This window comes from Paradesulfitobacterium ferrireducens, assembly GCF_017310645.1.
GTDB lineage: Bacteria > Bacillota > Desulfitobacteriia > Desulfitobacteriales > Desulfitobacteriaceae > Paradesulfitobacterium > Paradesulfitobacterium ferrireducens.
Genome location: NZ_JAFLRH010000040.1, coordinates 154,580 through 178,894, shown reverse-complemented (window position 1 = coordinate 178,894; position 24,315 = coordinate 154,580). Strand labels below are relative to the sequence as shown.

Annotated in this window: 18 protein-coding genes; 2 read left to right on the top strand and 16 right to left on the bottom strand. The window is 50.3% G+C overall.

All coding sequences use genetic code 11. The annotated features are described in order from the left end of the window. Positions 1-9: 9 nt before the first annotated feature. The 10 genes from J0X21_RS13550 to J0X21_RS15800 form a co-directional block, all read right to left on the bottom strand. Positions 10-576 carry a prepilin-type cleavage/methylation domain-containing protein gene (locus J0X21_RS13550; RefSeq protein WP_236006256.1) on the bottom strand — a complete coding sequence of 189 codons (567 nt, stop codon included), beginning with the start codon at positions 574-576 and terminating at the stop codon, positions 10-12. Positions 577-588: 12 nt separating this feature from the next. Next, positions 589-1,437 (bottom strand): shikimate dehydrogenase, encoded by an 849-nt coding sequence (gene aroE / locus J0X21_RS13545; RefSeq protein ID WP_206812880.1) that lies wholly within the window; start codon positions 1,435-1,437, stop codon positions 589-591. Between the two features lie 111 nt (positions 1,438-1,548). Beyond that, on the bottom strand, positions 1,549-2,079 hold the full coding sequence (locus tag J0X21_RS13540; protein ID WP_206812726.1) for a YqeG family HAD IIIA-type phosphatase: 531 nt from the start codon (positions 2,077-2,079) through the stop codon (positions 1,549-1,551). Positions 2,080-2,178: 99 nt separating this feature from the next. Next, a complete protein-coding gene (locus J0X21_RS13535) occupies positions 2,179-2,400 on the bottom strand; it encodes a biotin/lipoyl-containing protein (RefSeq protein ID WP_206812725.1) in 222 nt (73 codons plus the stop codon). Positions 2,401-2,448: 48 nt separating this feature from the next. After that, positions 2,449-3,189, bottom strand: coding sequence for a 5-oxoprolinase subunit PxpA (locus J0X21_RS13530; protein WP_206812724.1), 741 nt, complete (start codon positions 3,187-3,189; stop codon positions 2,449-2,451). 28 nt (positions 3,190-3,217) lie between these two features. Further along, a complete protein-coding gene (locus J0X21_RS13525; RefSeq protein WP_206812723.1) occupies positions 3,218-4,201 on the bottom strand; it encodes a 5-oxoprolinase subunit C family protein in 984 nt (327 codons plus the stop codon). Between the two features lie 19 nt (positions 4,202-4,220). Beyond that, positions 4,221-5,207, bottom strand: coding sequence for a carboxyltransferase domain-containing protein (locus J0X21_RS13520; protein ID WP_206812722.1), 987 nt, complete (start codon positions 5,205-5,207; stop codon positions 4,221-4,223). Between the two features lie 105 nt (positions 5,208-5,312). Further along, positions 5,313-6,854 carry a purine-cytosine permease family protein gene (locus tag J0X21_RS13515; protein WP_206812721.1) on the bottom strand — a complete coding sequence of 514 codons (1,542 nt, stop codon included), beginning with the start codon at positions 6,852-6,854 and terminating at the stop codon, positions 5,313-5,315. A 269-nt stretch (positions 6,855-7,123) separates the two neighbouring features. Next, positions 7,124-9,136, bottom strand: coding sequence for a hydantoinase B/oxoprolinase family protein (locus J0X21_RS13510; RefSeq protein WP_206812720.1), 2,013 nt, complete (start codon positions 9,134-9,136; stop codon positions 7,124-7,126). 2 nt (positions 9,137-9,138) lie between these two features. Beyond that, entirely contained in the window at positions 9,139-11,184 is a 2,046-nt protein-coding gene (locus J0X21_RS15800) for a hydantoinase/oxoprolinase family protein (protein WP_206812719.1), read from the bottom strand. 427 nt (positions 11,185-11,611) lie between these two features. Here J0X21_RS15800 and J0X21_RS13500 point away from each other — a divergent pair, with 427 nt between their 5' ends. Together J0X21_RS13500 and J0X21_RS16115 are read left to right on the top strand one after the other, a co-directional pair. Then, positions 11,612-13,474: a sigma 54-interacting transcriptional regulator gene (locus J0X21_RS13500; RefSeq protein WP_206812718.1), complete on the top strand. Its 1,863-nt coding sequence runs from the start codon at positions 11,612-11,614 to the stop codon at positions 13,472-13,474. Between the two features lie 323 nt (positions 13,475-13,797). Next, a complete protein-coding gene (locus J0X21_RS16115) occupies positions 13,798-18,000 on the top strand; it encodes a hydantoinase B/oxoprolinase family protein (protein ID WP_206812717.1) in 4,203 nt (1,400 codons plus the stop codon). Positions 18,001-18,052: 52 nt separating this feature from the next. On the opposite strand, the gene sigK is transcribed toward J0X21_RS16115, so the two are convergent. The 6 genes from sigK to J0X21_RS13465 form a co-directional block, all read right to left on the bottom strand. Continuing rightward, complete coding sequence (gene sigK, locus J0X21_RS13490) at positions 18,053-18,796, bottom strand: RNA polymerase sporulation sigma factor SigK (RefSeq protein ID WP_206812716.1); 744 nt, start codon at positions 18,794-18,796, stop codon at positions 18,053-18,055. A 257-nt stretch (positions 18,797-19,053) separates the two neighbouring features. Beyond that, on the bottom strand, positions 19,054-19,404 hold the full coding sequence (locus J0X21_RS13485) for an XdhC family protein (RefSeq protein WP_206812715.1): 351 nt from the start codon (positions 19,402-19,404) through the stop codon (positions 19,054-19,056). Positions 19,405-19,410: 6 nt separating this feature from the next. Continuing rightward, positions 19,411-20,178: an XdhC family protein gene (locus tag J0X21_RS13480; RefSeq protein ID WP_206812714.1), complete on the bottom strand. Its 768-nt coding sequence runs from the start codon at positions 20,176-20,178 to the stop codon at positions 19,411-19,413. After that, entirely contained in the window at positions 20,171-20,980 is an 810-nt protein-coding gene (gene yqeB / locus J0X21_RS13475) for a selenium-dependent molybdenum cofactor biosynthesis protein YqeB (protein ID WP_206812713.1), read from the bottom strand. Before yqeB ends, J0X21_RS13480 begins: the two co-directional genes overlap by 8 nt. 104 nt (positions 20,981-21,084) lie before the next feature. Then, complete coding sequence (locus J0X21_RS13470; protein ID WP_206812712.1) at positions 21,085-21,972, bottom strand: FAD binding domain-containing protein; 888 nt, start codon at positions 21,970-21,972, stop codon at positions 21,085-21,087. Next, a complete protein-coding gene (locus J0X21_RS13465; RefSeq protein ID WP_206812711.1) occupies positions 21,969-24,314 on the bottom strand; it encodes a xanthine dehydrogenase family protein molybdopterin-binding subunit in 2,346 nt (781 codons plus the stop codon). Before J0X21_RS13465 ends, J0X21_RS13470 begins: the two co-directional genes overlap by 4 nt. Position 24,315: the final 1 nt, after the last annotated feature.

Below are 24,315 nucleotides of genomic sequence, written 5' to 3'. Positions count from 1 at the left end.
GATGAGCTGCTATTCCTCGCGTATCCGGCCTGCCACCGGGGCTACAATCACCTTGCGCTCTTCCCCGTTCTTAGCCCTGAGCAAAATAGTCATTCCAATATTCGGGGTTCCGACAGCATTGAACTGTAAATCTTGGGGTACGGTCACAAAAGAAACCCCTTCCGGCAAACGGATATTGCGCATCTGGGTACCCCCGCGCAGGATCTGGTAGTACCTGCCCTCTTGGAAAAAACGCACCTGATACCAGGTATTCTCAGCCATCGCAGCCTGGCGGGCATCTCTCAATTCTTCCAGAAGCTGAGTGGACGCCTGGTCCAGGCGCGCTTCCTGCAAGTACCCGGGCAGCTTCACCCCTAAGATAAAGGTACTCCCAGCCAGGATGACAAGCGCCAGCATCAGCTCCAGCAGCGTCGCTCCGGAAATACCTGTCCCACGGGCAGCAGCTGTTGCACGGGCAGCACCTGTTACCCCGACAACACCACTTGCACCTACGGTTGGGCAGAGCGTTCCTTTTTCCATTCCCAGTTCAGCCGTCATGAGATTCAACCCTTTCGAGTCCTGCAACCATAACTTCAATGACCGGCCTACTTAGTCCGCAGCAACGGCCTTAGTTAAGGCAGTCCACATTTCCGCTACGGGAGCCTGCTCCCCGAGCCAATACTCCCACGCCAGAACTCCTTGATGCAGCAGCATGCCTAATCCGTTAAGCGTTCGGCAGCCATAGGACTTGGCTTCTTTAAGAAAGAGGGTTTCCGCCGGACGAAAGATAATATCCACGACCAACGCCCGCGGATTAATCCCTTGCAACGAAAATAAGAACTTTTCTCCCTTTAGCCCCACGGAAGTGGTCTGGACGATAAGATCAGCTTGTCCCAACCATGCTCCCGGCACCAGTTCTGCCCAGGAAGCCTCTCCGCCCCGGGCCCGGACCAAGCCCGCCAATTCCTCGGCTTTCCCCGCCGTCCGGTTCAAAATATGTAACTTCAGCCCCCGGTCCGCAAGGGCCAAAGCGATTCCTTTGGCCGCACCCCCGGCCCCTAGAATGACCGCATATTTTCCGTGAGATCGGCTGTCTTTCCCGGCAGCGAGTCCAGATGTATCTTCTTCAATCGAACGCACGAACCCCAGTCCATCGGTATTATGTCCGGTCAGTTTTCCGTGATCTACTCTTACTGTATTGACAGCTCCGGCTTTTTCAGCTTCCGGAGTCAGTTCATGCAAAAAAGGAATGATTTTTTCTTTATGCGGGAGGGTCACATTCCAACCGTCAAATCCTAGAGACACCAACCCCTCGACCGCCTCCTTGAGACGCTCCGGGCTAACTCTAAAGCGCTGGTATTCAGCCTCGATTCCTTTCGCCTTAAAAGCAGCACGATGCATTACCGGGGATAGAGAATGCCCGATCGGATCCCCTATCACTGCAAAGTGTTTCTCCACCAACACATCCCGTCCTTCCATTCTACTAATTAGCTAAAAAGGCAAAAACTTGCCCTATCTAAGACATAAAACGGAATGGCCTAGCCATTCCGTACACACTCTGAAGAAATTCTAGCGCACTTTAGAATCATGGAGTTGATAGCGGGCAAAGTGTTTCATCGCCCATACCAGTCCCCGTTCCAGCTGCCGCATAAAACGGGTTCCAATCCATTCGCGCTCACTGATGGGCAAAACCAGAATGGTCAACAGCCTCATCCTGTTTCCGCCCAGAATATCCGTAAACAACTGATCCCCAATGACCGCCGTATCCTTAAGCCCTGTACCTAAAATATCCATTCCTGCCTGAAAGGCGCGCTGCCTGGGCTTGCTGGCCCTAAAAACAAAGGGAATCCCCAGCTTTTCCGCCACAATCGCCACGCGCTGGCGTTTTTTATTGTTGGAAAGGATACAGGCCCGGATACCGGCTTTTTGCAGCCGCTTAAACCAATCCGCAACTTTCGGCCCTACTTCCACGTCGTTCCATGGGGTCATGGTATTATCCAGATCAATCATTAAACCCCGAATTCCTGCCTGCTTCAGCATCTCGATCTTGATGCTGTCAATGGAATCCACTTGATAGCCGGGGCTGAAAAGCTCAAACATAGGGTATCCTCCAACCGTGTCCGTACCTTACTCTCAAGTACAGTCCGAGGTAAGGGTTGAATCTATTATACCCCAGGAAAAGCGGCTGAAGCAAGGGGATCAATTTACTTCCATCACCACCATGGGACTCCCCACTTCCATCTCGTCCCATTCTTTGACTAATATCTTCTTAACTACCCCCGCCCATTCAGCGGTAACAGACAGTTCCGTTTTCATGCAGTTGATCACCGCCACTTCCTGCCCTTTGTGCACGCTTTCCCCTTCATTCACCACGACTCTAGCAACCAGACCCGGCATATGTGCCTGGACAGTCTTTTCCATGTTATCTTCCTCCCTGCAATCTATTCCATTTGTCTACCCTGAAGTGTACTAAATGGCTTTCAATAAAATCCCTTTATCTTCATATACTGCTTTAATCTTGGCCACGACTTCGGCCGCATTGGGGGAATCCCCATGACAGCAAATCGTATCGGCTGCGGCCGGAATCTTCTTCCCACTGACCGTCGGGATTAATTGTTCCTGTGCCACCATGAGGGCCCTTTCGGCAACTTCCTCCGGCGACCTTGCCTGTTTGTTTCGCTCCAACAGCCAATTGCCTTCATCATCATAGCTAAGATCAACCAGAATCTCGGCAGCCATCCTAAATCCCATGTTCTTGCCCATATCCCAGGCTAAAGTTCCCCGGGGCACATAAATAAGTAATTCCGGGTCAAATTGCTTCACCGCCCCAAGATAAGCTTGGGCATACTTTTCTTCATCTGACACCATACGGTAAAGGATGCCATGGGGCTTGATATGATGCAGCCTCAGTCCGGCGCTGCCCGCAATTCCCTGTAATGCTCCCAGCTGATACAGAGTATCCGCGCTTAACTCTTCCGGCGTGACTTCCATCCTCCTGCGTCCAAACCCCTGCAAATCCCGCAGCCCGGTATGAGCACCCACTGCGACCCCGTGCTGTCTTGCAAGTTGAACGGTGTGATACATCACCAGGGCATCTCCTGCGTGAAACCCGCAGGCGATGTTGGCTGAGGTAATAAACGGCATCACCTGTTCGTCATTCCCCAATTGGTACCTGCCGAAACTTTCACCCATATCCACGTTCAAATCCATACCACATACCCCTTTCCTCTAAGCTACGTTAAGTTAAGGAACTCTCGCTCAGCCACGCTCTTTGCTCACTCCGTGCCTGAATCGCTTCCTCCTGGGTGCAATACTCAAACTTTATAAAATCCCTGCCGATAGTACCTTGACCGATTTTCCATAAATCCGCGTTAATCACACTAAGGGCGCACATATATCCCCCTAAGGTCGGGCCATCGGCCACCAGCAGAATGGGAGTATTACCGCAAATATTGAGCGTACCCCGAATGGCATAAGCGTGGTCTAAGACATTCGAGGGGTGGCTTCCCGCAACTCCTCCATCCGGCCTGGCAAAAGAAAGCCCCTGAGCTTCCTGCAGGCGGTAAGCCGACCGGTTGGAACTATGCTGGATCTTAAAGGGAGTACTAAAGAGAAAATCCATCCCCTCTTCCGTCAAGTAATCCGGAGAGGCATTGGGTCCGGGGATCGCTCTTAACGTCCATTCCCTCACGTACCGGGGCCGGGCACTCTCTTTGACCCTTCTTCCCGCCAATGCCTCAAGCTTTTGGGTGACAGGTCCAAAGCGAATGACATCCCCCGCCTGGAGCTTGCGGCCGTTGTACCCGCCGTAACTGCCGAACAGGCAGGTAGACTTGCTCCCCAGGTAAAGCGGAACGTCAACCCCACCGCCGACCCCCAGATAGGCTCTAAAGCCGAACTCCCCAAAATGGGAGAACTTGATGATGTCCCCTTTTGTTACCTTGACTGATTCCCACAAAGGCAGCGCCTGATTATTGAGCGTCGGTTTCATGTCCGTCCCGGTCACACTGATCACGGTATCCATTCCAAACTCTGCTTCAAAGTATCCCCCGGTAATCTCCAAACCAGCCTCTCCGGGGGAGTTGCCTACTAATAAATTGGCCAATCCGAGCGCCACATTGTCAAAGGCACCGGAGGCTGACATCCCGTTATCCAAATATCCAATCCGGCCGGGCCAATCCTCAACCACTGTTTCAATTCCTCCGTTTAACACGCTTAGCATATCTATATCCCCCCTTTTCTCAAACCTTGGGCGCAATTCTGGTTCCGGCCTCTTGCTTGGCTAGGAGTTCCCCCACCTCTTGCTGCACGGAGCCCGAGTTGTAAAAATCGAGCCAGTCCTTAACCACGAACGTCCCGCTCTTAATGTCATACTCATAGTCTGTTTCCACATGCACATGCTGGTAGATTCTCAAGATTTCTTCCTCCGGAACCTCGAAAAATCTAATCCTGTCACCCGCCCGGAAAAAAGTCGGGTTATCCTTGAACAAGGGATGTTTTTGACTGAACTGAAAGATGGGAATGGTGCGCCCAAACACCTGGTAACCTCCGCCCGTTGGAGTGGGATAAACGTACAGACATGGCCCCCCGATCCCAACCGTCCCTTCCGGCGTCCAGGTCCGGGGCGGGTTATATTTAGGCACTACGATGGCACGCCTCGGATCCAATGGCCAAAAGAATCCTCCGCCGGGCCAGAAGCCATTGCCGCTGTTATACCATTCGGTACTGCAGACCATATTTTTGATTTCAGCCACAGATACCCCGTTGCAAAGAGCCATGTATTCAATGTTATAACCATTGATCACATTGGGGGCATCCGGCCGTACTTCTTTAACATACTTCTGAACGCATTTTTTGGTTTCGCTGTCTTCAAAAGCAATGGGCAAGGTAATTAACCTGGATTCAAATTCAATCTCCATCACTTCGGAAATAGATTCTTCCACTTCCTTGATCTCCCCAATCAATTTCCGCACTGAGAGAACCTCAGGGTCAAAGTGATAGAGATTGGTCCTTATCCCGGGAACGGTTTCGAACAACCCGGGAATTCTTTTACCCTTGACCGCTCCGTTAACCGTTAAGACGCGAAAGGAATCCACCAGATTAAACCTAGGGTTCTCCCCATACTCTACCTGCAGAAAACCATCCCCGGCTTGCCGAAAGAGCACTTGCGGCCGTGAACCGGCTTCCGCCAGACTGTCCAAGATGACGTGATAATCTTTGGGCTGCATCTTCTCTCCCCCTTCGAAAAAGTGTAAAAGGACCGTCCTTTCAACATTGTAAGACCTATCTAACTAACTATTATCAAACAATGAATCAGGGACGGCCTTTATTTCTTAGGCCTGGCAGGCGGCTGCACAGGCGGCTTCGGCACAGCACTGGGAACAGTAAGGCTCTTTATGCACGCAACAAGTTAACATATCCTCCGCAATAAAGGCCTGCCCGCACTTATGGCACTTGACCAAGTGCTCACCGAAATGATTGACCTCGACGACCTCCGCATGAAAGTTCTCTTTGCACTTGCTGGCTTCATAGTATTTTCCTTGAGTAGCCACTGCCATAATAATATGCAAGACAAAGGCAATGACCGCCGCAGCAAAGGCTGAGATGGAAGCCCAGAAACCGCCGAACAGGCCAAAGGCCATTAAAGAGCCAATGCCACTGGAAACCACCAGGGAAACGACGCCCACCGGATTCCAATCACGCAAATGGCCGCGCCGGTGTTCAATGTGAATCGGCCCCAGTTTTAGCAGCCCTTTTACCACCAGCAGATCAGCCGCAAGCAGAGCCACCCAGGCGAACAAGAAGACTCCCTGGAAGGTAAGCATCGGACCCAGATGATCAAGCGCACCCGCCAGCATGGAGATGACTGCTGCCACTGCCGTCACAACCACCCAGAACACCCGGCCCGGTGCGAAGTGGAGCACCCGGGCAAAGAAGTTGGCAAGGGAGAGCGAGCCGCTGTAGAGATTGGTCACGTTAATTCTCAACTGGGTTAAAATGGTATAGATTGCACCCCATACGCCCATAGCCGTCACGAAATATTTCCCAGGATTAGCTTCCCCAAATCGGACGCCGAACCAGACTCCGATTAAACCGCTTAAGAAGAAGGCCACGAACTGGGGCACAAACCCGACCGCAATCACTCCGATTTTGCGTTCGTTCGGTTTAATAAACCGGGCATAGTCCGAAACCAATAGGGCCATAATTCCGACTAAACCATTCATGACCCCGATGGATGTCAATAAGCCGACACCGCCGACCGAACCCCCAGGCGGCAGGAAAGTGAGCCAATCTGAAGAGTGCGGCAGGTTCATGCGCGCCGCCGCGATGATCCCGGCAACCAGAAGAATTACATAAATAGGTACGGAAAACTTTTGGAACTTATCGAGCTGGGCCACCCCATACCAGTTAAGAGGAATAATTGCTAGACCGACCACTATCATTAACAACCATACTGGAATCGCCGGAATATAGGCATTGATGGCATAAGCCATAATACTGCCCTCAATCGCAGCATACATAATAAAGTTAATCGCATAAATAAATGAAGTGATGGATGAACCGGTAAAACCAAGGCCGGCCCCGCGCGCCATCAGATTAACATTCAAACCGTGCTTGGCTGCGGAATAAGCAATGGCCATGCCCAAAATCCCCCCGACAACGGTGGCGTAAATCTCCGCCAGCATCGCATTGACACTGCCGTATGAAATCGCCATCAGGCTCCCCATCTGCATGAAAACCATGGCTGTCGCTACACCCAAAGCTACATTCATGATCGAATACCAGGGCCAGCGCCAATGCTGGGGCACCTTGCGCAGGGCATAATCCTCTTTCATTTCTTGCTTGGAGTCTGCCTGAACTTTTCCTCCCGCCATATTCATTACCTCCCCACTCTTGATTTGGACGCATTCGTTTTAACTCTACCCCTACTCTTTATCTACCCTTATCTTTCCTTTTTGAAAACGGTCGTCGTGCAAAATCTCCTTAGACTTTAGCACTCACCTCCTCTCAGCAGCCCCTTTCAAGCGATCAATGATAACATTTGAACTCCACTTAATATTTCAAAATTTCTGAATTCATGGGCTGGCCTGACCCTGGGAGTTCCTCTACTCCCAGGGTCGGGATCAAATGACCGGATACTGCTTTAATCTTTCCAGTGAGTTACGGTGCGGGTCTGGAGCATTTTCCGGTACTCCTTCGTTGTTTCCGGCAGGACTTCGTACGTCTGCCAGTCAAGAATCACCCCGTACTTGCGAATCACATCCAGGAGTTCGATTTCTCCCTTGACAAACCTTTCTCTCACCGCGTACGGGTCTTCCTCAATCCAAGCCTTGCGGTTTTGCCGGATATAGGCCCGTTCCTTTGCCGTCCCTTCCCAGTCGATCTCATATTCGCTCAGTTCCTCGTCGATGGTCTTGATTACCACTCCGTAATCCTTAGCCGCTCTGGCTACAGACACGTAATCATCAATCACATCTTCCAGCACGAGCTCGGGATCACGCTCCAGCGGATCTCCCAGTCCACCCCCGCCGGCAGACGGCCGGGTAAAGGAAAACCCTTGTTTCACCGGTACATTAGAGAAGATGGTGCCCAAGAAGCGTTCATTCTCCTTGTTGGGATTGAGCCGTACCCCATGCGGATTGGACGGCAGCCCGCCGTTGATCCCCCAGGTAATGGAGCGGGCGCGGTCACAGCAGTAGGACATCACGGCCCGCTCAAGGCTTAAGAGAGTGCCGCCCTTTTCCACTCCGCAGCCCCCGCGGTACTTGCCCGGGCCGCCCGAATCCCGCACAATGGCGTGCACATCCGTTAAGACCGGAGACAGGCGCTCCTGTCCTTCGCACGGCTGCACACTCAAGCCCAGCCCAAAAAGGGGCGCAGTCGCATTGGAGCCGTCTTTAAAGCTTCTGCCCCCGTGGCCGCCCGCCATCCAGTCATACCACATGAAATAGCTTCTTTGCTGGGATCTGAGATCCCAACCACCGATCAGCAAATACTCCAGGTTGAAAGAACAAGCGATGGCCCGCTCCGGCATAATCTGAGACCAGAGACTGAAAATCGCATTCATGATTTTCTCATAACTCCCGGAACAGTACCCGGTAACCGCCGTCGGCCAGGGGGCATTGACGACGGTTCCCTCCGGAAGATAGGCTGTCACCGCCCGGTAAAAACCGGAGTTTAACGGGATTTCCGGGAAAAAGGTCTTTGTCCCGGAAATCACCGCGGAAAAAGAAGCGCTGTAAGCGGAGTTCAGGAAGCAGCCGATTACCGGATTGCTCCCGGAAAAATCATAGTCTACGGTATCCCCTTTGATCGTCATCTTGACCCGGATCGGTACCAAGCCTTCTTCCTGCTCCGGGTCCATGTCGATATAGTCCACCGTTTCCCAGGTGCCGTCCGGCAGAGCGCTGATCTTAGCCCGGGCAACTCTCTCTACGTAATCCTGGCATTCTTGAAAAGCCAGCAGCACCGTCTCTTTCCCGTATTTATCCATTAAGTTAATTAAAATTTGCTCCCCGACCTTGGTCGCTTCCGCCTGGGCCCGCAGGTCCCCCAACCGGTCTTCCGCGACCCGCATATTAGCCACCAAGAGATTGGCCACATCGCCCAAATAACGGCCCTGAGACCAGACCCGGGTCGGCGGGATGCGCATTCCTTCCCCATAATGTTCTGTGGCTGTGATGTCAAAGGAGCCCGGCACCGAACCGCCCACATCCGCCCAGTGGCCGTTGGACAGCATAAAGGAAACCAGTTCGCCTTGGTAAAACACGGGCCGGATGATGCGGGTGTCATTAAAGTGGGTCCCCCCCACATAGGGATCATTCATAATAAAGACATCCCCGGGATGAATATCCCCTTTAAAGGATTCGATCACGGCTTTGGCCGTCAGGTGCAGCGTGCCCACGTGCACGGCCACATCCTGGCTGCCCTGCATCACCGTATCCCCGTTGACATCACACATCCCGGAGCTAAAATCACGGGCATAAATCACGAAGGAATAGCAGGTTCTCAGGATCTGTTCGGACATCTGGTCAACCAGGTTAATAAAGGCATTCTTTAACACTTCAAAGGTTACCGGGTCTAGGTGGTTTACTTGGTCAATGCGATTTTTCTGATCCAATTCGTTTGCGGAATCTACGCGGTTTATCTCGCTCATGCTTATCTCCTCCCCTCTCCGATCTGCATTATAATGTTCAGATACTCATCCACTTCAGCCTTTACACCCGGAGGAACGACCACGGTGGAATCCAGCTGCTCCACAATAGCCGGGCCGTTCAAAGCCGCGCCCGCAGGCAGCTTCTCGCGCTCATAAATCTTGGTCTCGACAAATCCGCCCGCTTCCTCGAAGTAAACGGCTCGGGTACCGGTCAAAGCATCTTCCGCATCCCCGCCTTTAGGATATTGGGGCAGATTCGGCTTGGGCACCAGACCGACGGCAGTCACCCGCAGCACATACATCTGTACATCCTGTTCTTGGCTGGACCAGGCGTATTCTCGCTGGTGCTCGCTATGGAACGTTGCCAGCGTTTCTTCCAAGGAAGAGATCGGCCGCGCCACCGGCACTGTCAGGGAACGCCACTGCCCGGCATAACGCATGTCGGCAAAGCGGAGAAACTGCATATTTTCCGGAGGGGTGCCCTCGGCCTCAAGCAGCTCTTTCCCTTCCCGCTCCAACTCCGCATATACCTTCTCCAAATCCTCAATGCTCACGGTTTTGGCATCGACCAGATAAGTCTTCGAGAGGTCATGACGCACATCCACCAAAAGACATCCCATGGCAGACGTGATTCCGGGATAGCGCGGTACGATCACTGTGGGAATCTCCATCTCCCGGGCCAGGTAGGCTGCATGCAGCGAGCCGCCGCCGCCGAAGGCCACCAGGGCAAATTCACGCGGATCATACCCACGGCGGATGGATATGAGTTTAATCGCGTCGCACATATTGGCGTTCGCCACTTTGACAATCGCATCCGCAGCCTCTACCACACTGTAATTAAAAGGATCGGCAATCTTCTCTTTAATGGCCTTTTCCGCCGCTTCCTTATCAATGGTCATATCTCCGGCCAGAAGCTTGGTATCCAAGCGTCCCAGTACCAGATTAGCGTCCGTGTTGGTAGGTTCTTGACCCCCTTTTAAGTAGCAGGCCGGCCCCGGATCGGCACCCGCGCTCTGCGGACCGTTGCGCAGCGAGCCTCCTTCATCAACCCAAGCGATGCTGCCGCCTCCGGCTCCGATGGTCAGGACTTCGATGCTGGGAAACATGATCGGGTACCCGTATTCAATATCCCATTCCTTGGTCACCCGCACCTGTCCGTTGTACATGAGGGAAATATCCGTACTGGTCCCACCCATATCCAGGCCGATGGCATTGTCATACCCGCACAGCTTGGCAATATGGGCGCTGGCAATAGCCCCGGCGGCAATGCCCGAGCTGGCAATCCGGGCTGCGTAATTCACCACGGTTTCTGCCGTCATAACCCCGCCGCCGGAGTGCAGGACCAAAACTTCCCCATCATACCCCATATCAGACAGGCGGGTGGTCAGTTCTCTGAGATACTGCCCGACCACAGGGCCCAGGACGGCATTGGCCACAGTTGTGCTGAAGCGCTCGTGCTCAAAGATCTCCGGCAGAATCTCGCTGGAGGCACAGATAAATACCCCCGGCAGTTCTTCTTCCAGAATCTCCTTCATACGCTGCTCATGGATGCCGTTGATATAAGAATTAATAAAACAGACTGCCACCGCTTTGACATCTTTCTTGCGCAACAGGCGGGCAACCCGGCGGGCATCCTCCTCATTGAGCGGCTGCACAATCTGACCCGTCGCATCAATTCTCTCTTCCACTTCCAAACGGTCGCGGCGGCGCACATGTGGGGGCGCCACATCCTTATAAGCATCCCACAAATCCTCTTTGGTCGAGCGCCGGATTTCGATCACATCGCGAAATCCTTTGGTATTGACCATGCCCGTCAGGGGAAGATTGCGGGTAATCAAAGCATTCGTGCCCACGGTCGTCCCATGGGAAAATAAGGTCACTTCAGACAACGGCACCCCGGCTTTCTCCACCCCGTTCACAATAGCCTGGGCCGGATTGGACGGAATGGAAGGCACCTTGGTCACCTGAATGTCCCCTGTCTGCTCTTCAAAGATGAAGACGTCTGTGTTCGTTCCTCCGACATCGACTGCGACTCTGTACTTAGCCACTGAAAAATCCCTCCTCACTAAATTTCCGTTAATTTTGCGCCGGTCATAAAAGAAAAACCCTTGGTCTATTCTAAATTTTCTGATATGAGCTCACCGGTTATTTATAGCAAATCTCATACCAATACACTGCGTACGGAAAAATCTGAAATGTATGCTATTTTTAACGCCGGTACTGAATCCGATTAAGTCATTATTGACTCGGTAAATTATTTCCGACTGATTCACCATTGACTTAGGATAAATTCATGTATTCAGTTTCATTCAGTTAAAGGATTAATTGCCTGACTTGCCGAAATATATAGGAAACTTACTTTGGATGATTGCCAAATCATCCAAAGTTTTAGTTGACTTATCCTCGTAGGGGATAAAGGAAACTTTGTCTCCCCCGGAGACTATCGCACCTAAGACGAAAGGAGGGAACACAAATTTGTTAGCCAAGGACTTAATGGATATGGAGTTCCCTCTTTTAATCCCTAAGCAAACCGTCCTCTCAGCTCTCACCCAATTGGCGGAATGGGGAGTAACAGCGGCGCCGGTTTTAGACCGCATGGGTACAATCGGGGTTTTTGAGCTAACCGGACAAGTGCTGCAATATCTGCTAAGCGAACGTCCGGCAGCAAATCCTCACCTTTTTGTAAACGAATTTATGAATCTTGGTATCCCGGTTGCAAGGGAAGATCAAGTAATCGCAAGCATCCCTCCCTCCACCGCTCCGGTGATACCGGTAGTTAATGACAAGGAACACCTCGTGGGCGTTCTTTGGCTCCATAAACTCGCCTTCGCCTTGCTGCAGCAAGCCCCAGCGCTAACATCCGCTAACTCCCCCAACAGCGATGAGTTAAATATCATCATGCAGAGCACGCACGACGGAATCGTAACCACCGATGGCTTGGGCCAAATCCTTAGGGTCAACCGGGCCACTGAAGATATTCTCGGCCGTCCAGCTCAAGAATTGATAGGGAAAAATGTCCGCGAACTGATAGAGTGGGGACTCATCGATCAATCCGCCACCCAAGCGACACTATCGACGCATCAACCAACCTCTTTGAAGAAGACAACATCCACCGGCAAGGAATATGTGGCAACCGCAATCCCTGTCTTTAACCCGGACGGCTCCATCGAGCGCGTGGTGACCAATATCCGGGATATCACCGAACTGGTGGAACTCAAAGTAGCGCTGGAAGATACGAAAACACAGGCTTCGGAATTATCCACAAATCGAGCCCATATGCGTTCCCGCCACATGCTGGCCCACGGGATTGTGAGCAAATCCCCGCAGATGCTTGAGGTTATTGACTTGGCTTTGAAAACAGCCCAATTTGACGCCACGGTCTTGATCTTGGGAGAATCCGGGGTCGGGAAAGAGCTGATCGCCAAACTCATTCACAATACCAGCCAGCGCAAGCAGAATGGTCAGTTTATTAAAGTCAACTGCGGCGCCATTCCCCGCGAATTGCTGGAATCGGAATTTTTCGGGTATGAAGCCGGAGCCTTTACCGGGGCCAAAAAAGATGGGAAACCCGGTTATTTCGAATTAGCCCATCAAGGAACCCTTTTCTTGGATGAAATCGGGGAATTGCCGCTTGACTTGCAGGTTAAGTTGCTGCGGGTGATTCAGGAACGTGAATTTACAAGGCTAGGGGATACACGACCCAAAAAAGTCGATGTCCGCATCATTGCCGCCACCAACCGGGAATTAGAACAGATGGTGAGCCAAGGCACTTTTCGCGAAGATTTATATTACCGTCTGAATGTACTGCCGATTAACATCCCGCCTTTGCGCTCCCGGCCTGAAGATATTCCCGCCCTGCTTACGGCCTTCCTGGAAAAATACGGGCGCAAATACAGCTGCCTAAAAATGTTCGCCGGAGACAGCTTAGCCATTCTTTCCCGCTATCGCTGGCCCGGAAATGTCCGGGAACTTGAAAATGTCGTCGAACGCCTGGTCATCACGGCCGATGATCATGTGATCCTGCCCCAGCACCTGCCCCTGCAGGTATTCAAAGGGGAGCGGCCAACAGTTCCAAATCGTCAGGCAGCTCCGGCCCACCAGGCAGCAATAAACCCGCATGGTCTTGCAGACCGCCGGCTTGGGTATGAGCCCGAAGGAGAGCTAAGACCCTTGCAAGAAGTGATGGATCAGGTGGAAAAGGGAATGATTGTGAAAGCACTGAGTATTTACGGAAGTACTTACCGCGCAGCCAAGGTACTCGGGATCAGCCAGTCAACCATGGTCAGAAAAGCCAAAAAGTATCATCAGAAAACCGAGCGTGTTTGGCACGAGGAATAACTTCGCTTCCGATCGGCAAGGTGCATTACCCGCATCCTTCGCCGCGAAAGCATTACTCTGTGGTTTGCGGCTACGGCGTTAGTCTGCACTGCAGACTAACGTACCACGCGCCAGAGGTGTTCGCTTGTTGATTCAGTACAGCGCCAAACCTCAGGGTAATACCTGGAGTGAACCGTGGCACTGCTTAACGCAGAATCAACTGCGCTCTCGACGCTCTTCTGCTCGGACGGTTCGCTAAGTAATGCCCCTTGCCTGTTTTTCAAGGCAGTAGCATTTCAAATATAACTGTGTTTTGTAAAGAGGATTAAGACGGGGTGAATGACGTGGGATTTCGAATAGGAATTGACATAGGCGGAACATTTACAGATTTAGTTGCAATCAACGAGGACACCGGGGAAGTCTTATCTGTGAAAACACCCTCTACCCCCGGCAATCCCGCCTTAGGAGTTATGGATGCGATCCGGCAATCAGGGATTAAGCCAGAGGACATCTCATACCTCGTTCATGGCAGTACCTTAGGACTTAATAGCTTGGTTGAGCACAAAGAGCAGCACGTGGGTTTAATCTGCACCAAGGGGTTTCGCGATACCTTGGAAATTCGGAGAGTTTGGCGGGAAAAGCTTTTTGACCCGTCTTGGGATAGACCGGAAACCTTAATCCCGCGCAAACTGCGCCGGGGAGTCAGTGAACGGATTGACTGGCAAGGCAATATCCTTACCCCCCTCCAGGAAGATGAAGTCATGGAAGCGGTTCGCTTTCTCCGTGCCCAAGGCGTGCATTCTTATGCTGTGAGCTTTCTTTTTTCCTTTCTTAATCCCGCCCATGAACGGCGCGTAAGGGAACTCATCCTGAAAGAGCACCCTGGGGCCTTCGTTTCTCTCTCCTGCGAAGTATTGCCTGAAATCCGGGAATACGAGCGAACCAGCACCACCGTCCTGAACGCGATGCTTAAACCCATTATGCGCAGCTATATCCGGACGCTGCGCGAATGCTTGCTGGAAATGGGAATTTCCGCTCCCCTGCGCATCCTTAAAGTGAACGGCGGGGTCGTCAACGCAGAATCCACCTTGGACAAACCGGTTGAGGCCTTTGCATCCGGGCCAGCCGGAGGGGTCATGGGGGCTGCCTATTTCGGCCTGAATATGCAGCTGCCTAATCTCATCACCTTAGACATGGGCGGCACCACCACGGATGTCGGGGTAATTCAGAATTACCAGCCGCTCTTTACCATGGAAAAAGACATCGCCTGGAACATTCCCGTACGCGGCTCTATGCTGGATGTCAAGTCCATCGGAGCAGGAGGAGGATCCATCGCCTGGCATGACCGGGGAAAAAGACTGAGAGTAGGCCCGCAAAGTGCGGGAGCCCAACCGGGCCCTGCCTGCTACCGCCTTGGAGGACAAGAACCAACCATTACCGATGCCCAGCTTACCCTAGGGAGAATTAACCCGGCTAATTTCTTAAGCGGAAGTATGTTCCTGGATCAAGAAGCGGCAGCTTCGGCCTTGGACAAATTAAGCATTAACGGGCAAAGCGAAGAAGATACCGCCTACCAGATTTATCAACTTTCCATGAGTGAAATGGCGCAATTAATCCGGGAGATGACCACAAACCGTGGCCAGGAGCCGCGCGATTTTAAACTCGTTTCTTTCGGGGGAGCCGGAGCGATGTATGCCGCCGACCTCGCGGAAGAACTAGGCATCCCGGAAGTGTATATCCCGGCCAATGCCGGGGTGTTCTCGGCCTTCGGCAGTTTATGCGCCGATGTCATTTTGGATTATCTTCAAACCTATTACGTCCCCTTAGCCAAACTCGATTTCAAGCGGGTTGACCGCATCTTCACCCAGCTCTACGAACAAGGAATTGCCCAGATCGAAAATGATTACGGGGAAGCAACCTCACGTTTCACCTATCTCTTTGATCTCAGATATATGGGCGAGGCCTTTGAAATCACCGTACCTATAACTTTTCACAAACACCTGACGGCACTCGCACTTGAAGAAGCTGTCAATCTTTTTCACGCCGAGCATAAGCGTTTATACGGATTCAACCGGCCGGACGAACCGCTGGAGTTGGTCAATTTACGGGTTAAAGTCTTAGTGCCCCAGCCCAAGCCCAGCTTTACCGCCCGTGCTCAGACAGGAAAAGCGGACGCCGCCTTAATAGGACAACGCCCGGTATATTTCCGCAGTATGTTTGAATATGTTTCTACGCCCGTCTATGCATGGAACCTGCTGGCTGACGGCATGGTGCTTGAAGGCCCTGCCGTCATCGAAGACGGGGAAACGACCGTGATCATCCCGCCCCAGCACAAGTGCACCCTGGATGATTTCGGCAACATCCGAATCATTATTAATCAGCGCTTAATGTTAGATACGGATGAAACGGAGAGTACGGAAGATGCCATTACCACCCGCCTGTACCAGATGGAAAAATCCGCCTACATCGAACCCGTAGGCAATGAAGTCTTTCTCAGCTCCCTTGAATCCATCTGCCGGGAAATGGGGAACACCATGCTCCGCACCGCTTACTCCCCTATCTTTGCCGACGGCATGGATTTTGCCTGCGGCATCCTGGATGACCAGGGGGAATTGGCCGCCGCCGTCAATTACTGCCCCGTGCACCTGGCAGCCATGGCTTTGGCTCCGGAATGGGCCTTAATGGAGATCGGATTCAGCGACCTGGCCCCCGGAGATGTCATCCTGACCAATGATCCTTATTGCGGAGGCACTCACATTACGGACTTTACCATTATCAAACCTATTTTCTATGAAGGCAAGCTTATCGCCATGGCTTCCAACCGGGCCCATCACCTGGATGTCGGGGGCAAAGCGGCCGGAGGTTTCCCCGGGGACGCCACCGAAATCTTCCAGGAAGGCATCCGCATTCCTCCGGTGAAATGGTTCCGCGGCGGTGTAGAGAATACGGATATCTTTGACACGCTCTTGTCCAATGTCCGCCTGCCCTGGGTCCAAATCGGGGATTTTCGCGCCCAGCTGGCCTCCGTGCTCACGGCGGAACAACGCATTTTGCAGCTGTGCCGCAACTACGGAATCCCGACCTTTAAGCACCGCCTCAAACGCTTAAAAGAGCACTCTGAAGCCTGGATGCGCCGGGAAATTGAAGCGATACCGGATGGAACGTACTCCTTCTCCGACTTTATCGAAGATGACGGGGTCACAACTCTGGCGCGTAAAATCCAGGTCAAGATCACGGTTGAACAAGACCGTATGACTGTCGACTTCACCGGGACCGCTTCCCAGGCCCGAGGTCCTTTGAATGCGGTTTACGGGGTTACCGCCTCTTCCGTATTTAATGCCCTGCTCCAAATGACCGACCCCAGTATTCCTATCAACTGCGGCCTCTTCCGCCCGGTCAAGATCATCGCCCCCCGCGGCACTCTGGTTAACCCCAACTACCCGGCGGCTACCTTCGGTGCCAATACCGATACCAATCTCCGGATCGTCGAAGTGGTCATCGGCGCCCTGGCCAAAGTCTTGCCCGATAAAGTCACGGCCGCAACCTACGGCACCTGCAATAACTTCACCGGCGGCGGCTATGACCCGGTAAGAGAGAGTCCTTTTGTCTTCTACTTCTTTAACGAGGGAGGTTGGGGAGCGCGCTCCGACCGGGACGGCTTAACCTCGACCTTCAATCCGATCGGAAATTGCAAAGATGTACCGGTCGAAGTGGTCGAGAGCAATTATCCTTTCTTGTACAAGCAGGCCGAACTCCATCCTGATTCTGCCGGGGCGGGCAAGTACCGAGGGGGATTCGGCACGATTCGCACGTTGCAAGTATTGACGGACCAGATCGAAGTCAACGCTGTGGGGGAACGCCATAAACTCAAACCATACGGCCTCTTCAAAGGCAAACCTGCAGAAACTAACGCCTTTCTGGTCACCAAAGCCCGGATTACAGGAACCTTTGCGGAAATTATGGGAGCCGCCTCCCCCTCAAAATTCTCCAACGTGCTTTTAGGTACGGGTGACGAATTTTCCATCATCATGGCAGGGGGCGGAGGATATGGCAGCCCTCTGGACCGGGACCCGCTCTTGGTCCTGGCCGATGTGGAGGAAGAAGTGATTTCCATGGAACGGGCGGCAGAGGAGTACGGGGTTGTCCTTCGCATCAAGAACGAAATGAATATAAACGGATCTAACCACGTTAAATTGGAGATAGACTGGGAGGCTACGGCCCGGCGGCGGGAACAACTGCGGCTAAAACCGCTTGAACATGTGATCAATGATGTGATTGAAGTCGATGAATTATCTTACAGGCTGCGCACGGAGTCTGATAATGAATTCTTAGTTCAAGATAATCCCCTGTCCTTAGAGGATAAAACCGGTGACAGACTAGCCCAAGTGAAAGCCCAGCTTGACCAGGATTTCTGCCACAATAGCTGTCCATATCAAGGACATGCCAAAATATGCCCGATGTACAACGACCAGGCCTTGCACTATTGGAGCATCGATTCCTTTCAACGCTGGATGCGCAAAAAATGTTTACTAAAGGTCAAGATATAAGGCATTGATAAAGGGACTCCGCTAGTCTATAACCTGCGGAGCCCCTTTTGTCTTACCTGCTTTCGCTCATCTCTTCCATTAACTTCTGAATGGCCCTTTTTTCAATGCGCGAGACATAGGAACGGGAAATCCCAAGCGCTTTCGCAATCTCGCGCTGGGTCCGCCGGGGGCTGTTCATTAGGCCGTAGCGCAGCTCCAAAACCAGGCGTTCCCTTTTCGTAAGCTTCTTCACTTTTTCCAGCAGGGCTTTTTGCTCGAATTCATTTTCTACCTGATCGGAAATCGCTTCGGCATTGGAACTGAGCACGTCGATCAACGAAATTTCGTTGCCTTCTTTGTCCACCCCGATGGGATCATAGATTGAAACTTCCCCGCGCGATTTCTTTAAGGAGCGCAGGTGCATGAGAATTTCATTTTCAATACAGCGGGCGGCATAAGTGGCCAGCTTGGTGCCTTTATCCGCATTAAAGGTGTTAATCCCCTTAATTAAGCCAATGGTCCCGATCGAGATCAGGTCATCGCTGTCCTCCCCGGTGCCGTCAAATTTCTTCACGAGGTGGGCCACTAAGCGCAGATTATGTTCTACCAGCTTATTACGCGCGTGGTCAACCTCCGTTTTCTCTTTAACCGTAAGAGTTTTCTTTAGCTTGCTCTTCTTAAGAATATTAAGGTAACGCGCTTCTTCCACTTCGCTGAGCGGTTGAGGAAAGGCGTTATTATTAATATAGGAAACGAGCAGCGTGATTCCTTTAAGAACAGATAGGGCCAGCCCGATCAGAAGTATTTCGCTTAGCATTTCTCCACCCCTTTCGCGCGTTGTCTTAATATTTATGCGCTTAAAGGGGGAATTCTGCTTTTCCACTATTATTTTCGCAAGAGGTACTCGTTATATTTTCCGGGCCTTACAACTTCTACTCACCGAATTTTTTCGGGAAATCATCTATTATGTGATACCGCCTTTGCGAGATGCGAAAGCACTTAAACAAAGTTCTATGGGATACAAGCAAAGTAAGGAAGCAAGATGCACTAACAAGATGTTGTCGTTCAAATGCTCTACAATGTACTATAGGCTGGATTCTCAGCGGATTTCATTGTAATCAGTTCCAAAAAAACGTCCATTACTCCCCCGCAAACCATTCCTTCCTCTGCTGCGGCTTCGTTAGTCAGATCCAGTTTATAGATTCGTGACTGGCCTTCTACCATAAGGGATAGAGCTTCGCGACGAACTTCGGCTTCCGCGCAGCCACCACCAATGGTTCCTACGATATTTCCATCCTGCCTGATAACCATAGCTGCACCTGACTTTTGCGGTGTGGAGCCTTTAGTCCGGCAAATTGTTGCCAACACTACCTTCTCCCCCGAAGAAAGCTGGTTAACTAATTCCCGTATCAACTGAATGTCCAAGTTTAATCACCCTTCCCTTAGTATACTTAGCGAGGTTCCGTTCCCCCTCCGGCGAACCATGATCACCTCTGCCATGATACTTATAGCAATCTCTTCCGGTGTACGGGCCCCGATATCTAACCCGATAGGTGCATATATACGCGGTAATTTTTCTTCGGGATTAGCGTCTTGCAAACTTTCCAACACGATTTTTATTCTTCTTTTACTTCCAATCATCCCAATATAGGCTGCGGGCCGTCCAACACATAATTTAAGACATTCGCTATCATATCGATGTCCACGGGTAACGATTACAACATATGTATTAGGTCCAATCTTTTTTCTATTTATGGTAGACTCAAAATCTAAACAAATAACTTCATCCGCCTCAGGAAAACGATTTGAGTTAGCAAAACTAGGGCGATCATCAACAACAGTTACAAAAAAACCAGCAAGTTTCCCCAACACCACCAGAGGCTTAGCAATGTGTCCACCGCCAAGAATTAGAAGTTCTGAGGGAGGGGACAATGGCTCGATGAAAAGTTCCAACCACTCATTATTTCCAAGATCTTTAATAATTGTTTGGGGTTCGCCTATTTCAAGGCTCTCCCAAGCTGCCTCTAATACTACGGAACGAGCGTAGTCCCCACCCTCTATTGATCCATCATTTGTATTAATCACCCATTTTTCCCCAATCATATCTTTAAACCCTGGACTTGCATTAATAGTAGTAACCAGGGCTTGAGTTTCTCCTCGATCAAATGTACTTAGCATATGTTTAAATAGATCAAGCATGTCTCCCACCCCGCTGTAAAAATAGAATTGCCTCAAGAACACCGCCAGCAACAGCCCTGGCCTTGTCCGAAATGGTAAAACAATACTCCCTATCCCCACGTGGATCGATATCTCCGACTTTCATCCCAGGGAACACCGTCAGTCCCCCTCGTAATAACCCACGGATTACTCCCCCTATTCCAGCCCTTATTAAATCTGAGCCAACTTTTGCTATAGGTTCACCAGGGTTAACCTGGCAGCCAATTTCTTTGAGCGTCTTAAACACCCCGCCCACCGGCGCCCGCAGAACCCGTTCCTCTCTGTATCCGCCGATGTCACCGGGTATTCCCGTATCGGGTGCAGCTTGCCCCTGCGTGATAACCCTGCCAAGGTAATGGCCACGTTGGGTCTCCACCACAGCATGGACATCTACACCGGCTGTGAAGCCAGGTCCTAAACCAATGACCAAGGCTGCATCTGCAATTTTAGTTCCTAGATTCTTTTTGGCCAAAGTGGCATCAATAAAGACCACAGAAGCGAGCTCATCTACTATTGCCCCCTGAGGATCGACAACAACAGCCACTAATCCGCTCCTGGCTGCAGCTACAGCATCGCGGGCAGTCTGGGCAAGGCATGCTGTTACTCCCTCGACGCTATGCTTGGTTTCATAAACTGCTTCCGCAAATGAGACTTGGCGTCTTATCACTGTAGGAGTGGCTAGTTCTGTCATTATCACGGAATATCCGCAGCGAAAAAGTCTATGAGCCACCCCCGTAGCCATTTCGCCGGCGCCTCTAACGATAACAAGTTCGTCCCTTGGCATTTAGCACCTCTCCAATGAAACCCTTTCGAGGTAGGTGTATGACCCACGTCATACACCTACTCGATAGGCATAAATCAAATTGAGTCATACGGTTTAATAATGCATTACTTTTGGGCCCTCTCCACCGCCAAATTGAGCATCCTCTTAACCAAAACTTTGCTAATCTCTTTCCGGTAAATTTCGGTTGATCTCACATCAGTTATTGGATTAATGTCATTAATAACCATCTCCGAAGCCTTTTCGATATTTTCAGCATTAATTTTTTTATCTATCAGTAATTTTTCGACATTCTTTGCCCTTATTGGTCTATCTGACACTGCGCCAAGCGCAACTTTTACATCAGAAAATTTCTCATGGGATATCGACACTTTTACAGCACAATTTACTTTAGCTAAGTCGCTAGTATTTCTGCTTATTTTATGGAACGCTGTTCCATATTCCCCTTTTTCTATTGGAATAATTATTTCTGTTAACAGGTCCGAATCAGCCACATTTAATCCAGGGCCGGTAAAAAACTGTTCCAGAGGAATTATTCTTTCTCCTTTTTGATTAACCAGTTTTACTTGAGCATTAAATACTAACAAGGATGGAACTGTATCAGCGCTTGGAGAACTCCTGCAAATGTTACCGCCAATAGTTGCTACGTTTCTAATTTGTGGTGTGGCGAATACCAAGGATGCTTCATATAGAGAATAGCAGTTCTTCATAATCACATCTGAATTCTTTATTGTATTTATCTTGGTTAACGCACCAATTCTTAACTGATCCCCTACTAACCTAACGTAATCAAGTTCTTTTAATTTTTCAATACTTACTACATACTTAGGGGTGACTGCTCTATGTTTCATTAGGGGAACCAGATCAGTGCCACCCGCTATTATTCGGGTGTCGGTTTTATATTCATTTAGTGCATAAAGTGCTTCCTCTATAGTTGTCGGAGATATCAGCTTAAATTCTTTAATGGTTTTAGTTATTACATGCGGGTAACTCATTTGTTTTCCCCCTCTTTAATTAGTTCTAATACTTTCTCTGCGGTCATGGGAGATTTTTGCATTCTCTTACCGAGAGCGTTGTAAATTGCACTAGCAACAACTGCCGGCCCCGACCAACAACCAAGTTCGCCGACTCCTTGCGCCCCGTATGGCGTACCTTCATGAGGGGGACGGTCTGGTGTTTCTTCGAGAACGATCGTTTTTAAAGGAGGTACGTCTTGCGCCCTAGGAACTCTGTAATCAGTAAAACTGTCAGTAAGGTAGGCGCGCTTATTTTCATCATAAACAAAGTCCTCCCACAAAGCATAACCCAAAGACATTATAGTTGCTCCTTGATATTGCCCTTTTACTACCTCGGGATTAATTGCTTTGCCGGGGCAATTTGCCGTTACCATATTTAGCAGTTTAACTTCGCCTGTTTCAGTATCTACTTCAACTTCAATGCCGGCAACCATAGAGTTTCTTACTTTTTTACCTGGCGCTGTCTCGGGGAAAACACTGCCCGGCTCTCCGGAAGCTCCAGCCGTTATTGATGAAGTAATAAGTTCTGCAAACGGTATAGCCTCTTTTAAGGCATCCGTCTCGGCTTTTGTCCGTACATATGCCATTTTCCCTTTTATTTCAACCTCTTCGGGCTTCACCCCGAGCCTGGGGGCTGCAATTATACGAACTTTCTGTTTTATCTCTTCGAGAGCCTTCAGAAGGAGATGCCCCCCAGTCGTTAACTCTCTACTTGCTCTGGCTCCAAAATAATCATACTGGCCGATGCTTGTATCCCCGGTAAATATATTTACATCTTCCAGTGGGATCCCCATAAATTCAGCCGCTAATTGACACATCGTCATATTGCTGGAATTCCCAAGATCCTGGGTACCCGCCATAATATTAATAGACCCATCTTTATTCATAGATGCTGCCATGCTCATAAAGCCGTCATGGCAAAAGCCACCTTCATATCCAGAGTATACTATCCCTATGCCTCTTTTTTTGGTCCCATTTTCTTCTACCGGTCTTCCCCAACCTTTCCATTTTTTATCCCATCCTAATTCGTCTTTAACTAACTTCATTAGTTTTTTGGAAGGATAGCCCTCTAACTCAGCCCTTGGATACCCAACCGTATTAGCGGTATATGGTAGTGGCGGCATGACATCCCCAGTTTGTGGCATATTCATTAATCTAAACTCTGTAGGATCCATGTTTAATTTTTTTGCAACCTGATCTATGACTGATTCCACACTAAAAACTGTTGCCGGCACCTGAACGCTACGCATTGGCTGACTAGTAAAATGATTAGTATGGACATCCCATCCTTCGAATCTACTGTTATTTACTTTATAGGCAGCTGCCGGATATTCCCCCCAAAAACCGGAATTTCCAAAAAAGTTTCCATACCCTCCAAGATCCGCATACCCTTTAAAATATATGGCTGTAAGTGTTCCATCTTTCTTGGCGCCTATCTTAATGTACTGTTTTGAGAGAAAGCGCTTACTATTGGTCTGCTCTTCTTCCCTGGTAAATCTTATTTTTGTTTTCTTCCCACCGGACTGTTTCGATAAGAGAGCACAAATTGCATGATATCTATTTAAATATTTACCGCCGAAGCCCCCTCCTATGAATGGTGAGAGAACTCTTACTTTGCTTTCAGGCATTTCAAAAACATAAGCCAACCCTTCACGCACCTCATAGGGAACCTGATTTGCAGTCCAAACGGTCAATTCATCCCCAACCCAGCTTGTTATACATATGTGTGGCTCTACAGCCGCGTGTATCTGAGGGCCAACTTCGAAAGTATCTTCCACAATTACATCAGCTTCACTAAATCCCTTATTAATATCTCCCCATTCCAATAAAGTAGGTGCATTTATTCCCTTTTCATGCAGGGGCTCGTATTGCGGTCCGTAAACATTACCTTCAGGGTAAATTTTCGGCGCATCAGGTTTAGCCGCTTCTTCTGGATCAAATACAGCTGGTAAGACTTCATAATCGACCTTAATTAAAGTCAAGGCGTCTTCAGCTATAGATTCACTTATTGCCGCTACGGCAGCTACTTCATCTCCCACATGTCGGAGGTGAGGATCGAGAATATATAATGCCCTGGCACAGCCCCTTGGCATTAACCTATTCGGCACGTCTTTGTAGGTTATTACCGCCTCAACTCCATCTAATTTTTCCGCTGCACTTACATCAATATTTTTTATCATGGCATGGGGGTAGGGGCTTCTTAAAATCTTTACATGTAAATCAGTAGGAAGGTCATCTACATATTTGCATTCGCCTGTTGCTTTTATTTTTGTCTCCTTAGCCGGTATTGATTTTCCAATAACGCTAAATTTTTCAGCCATC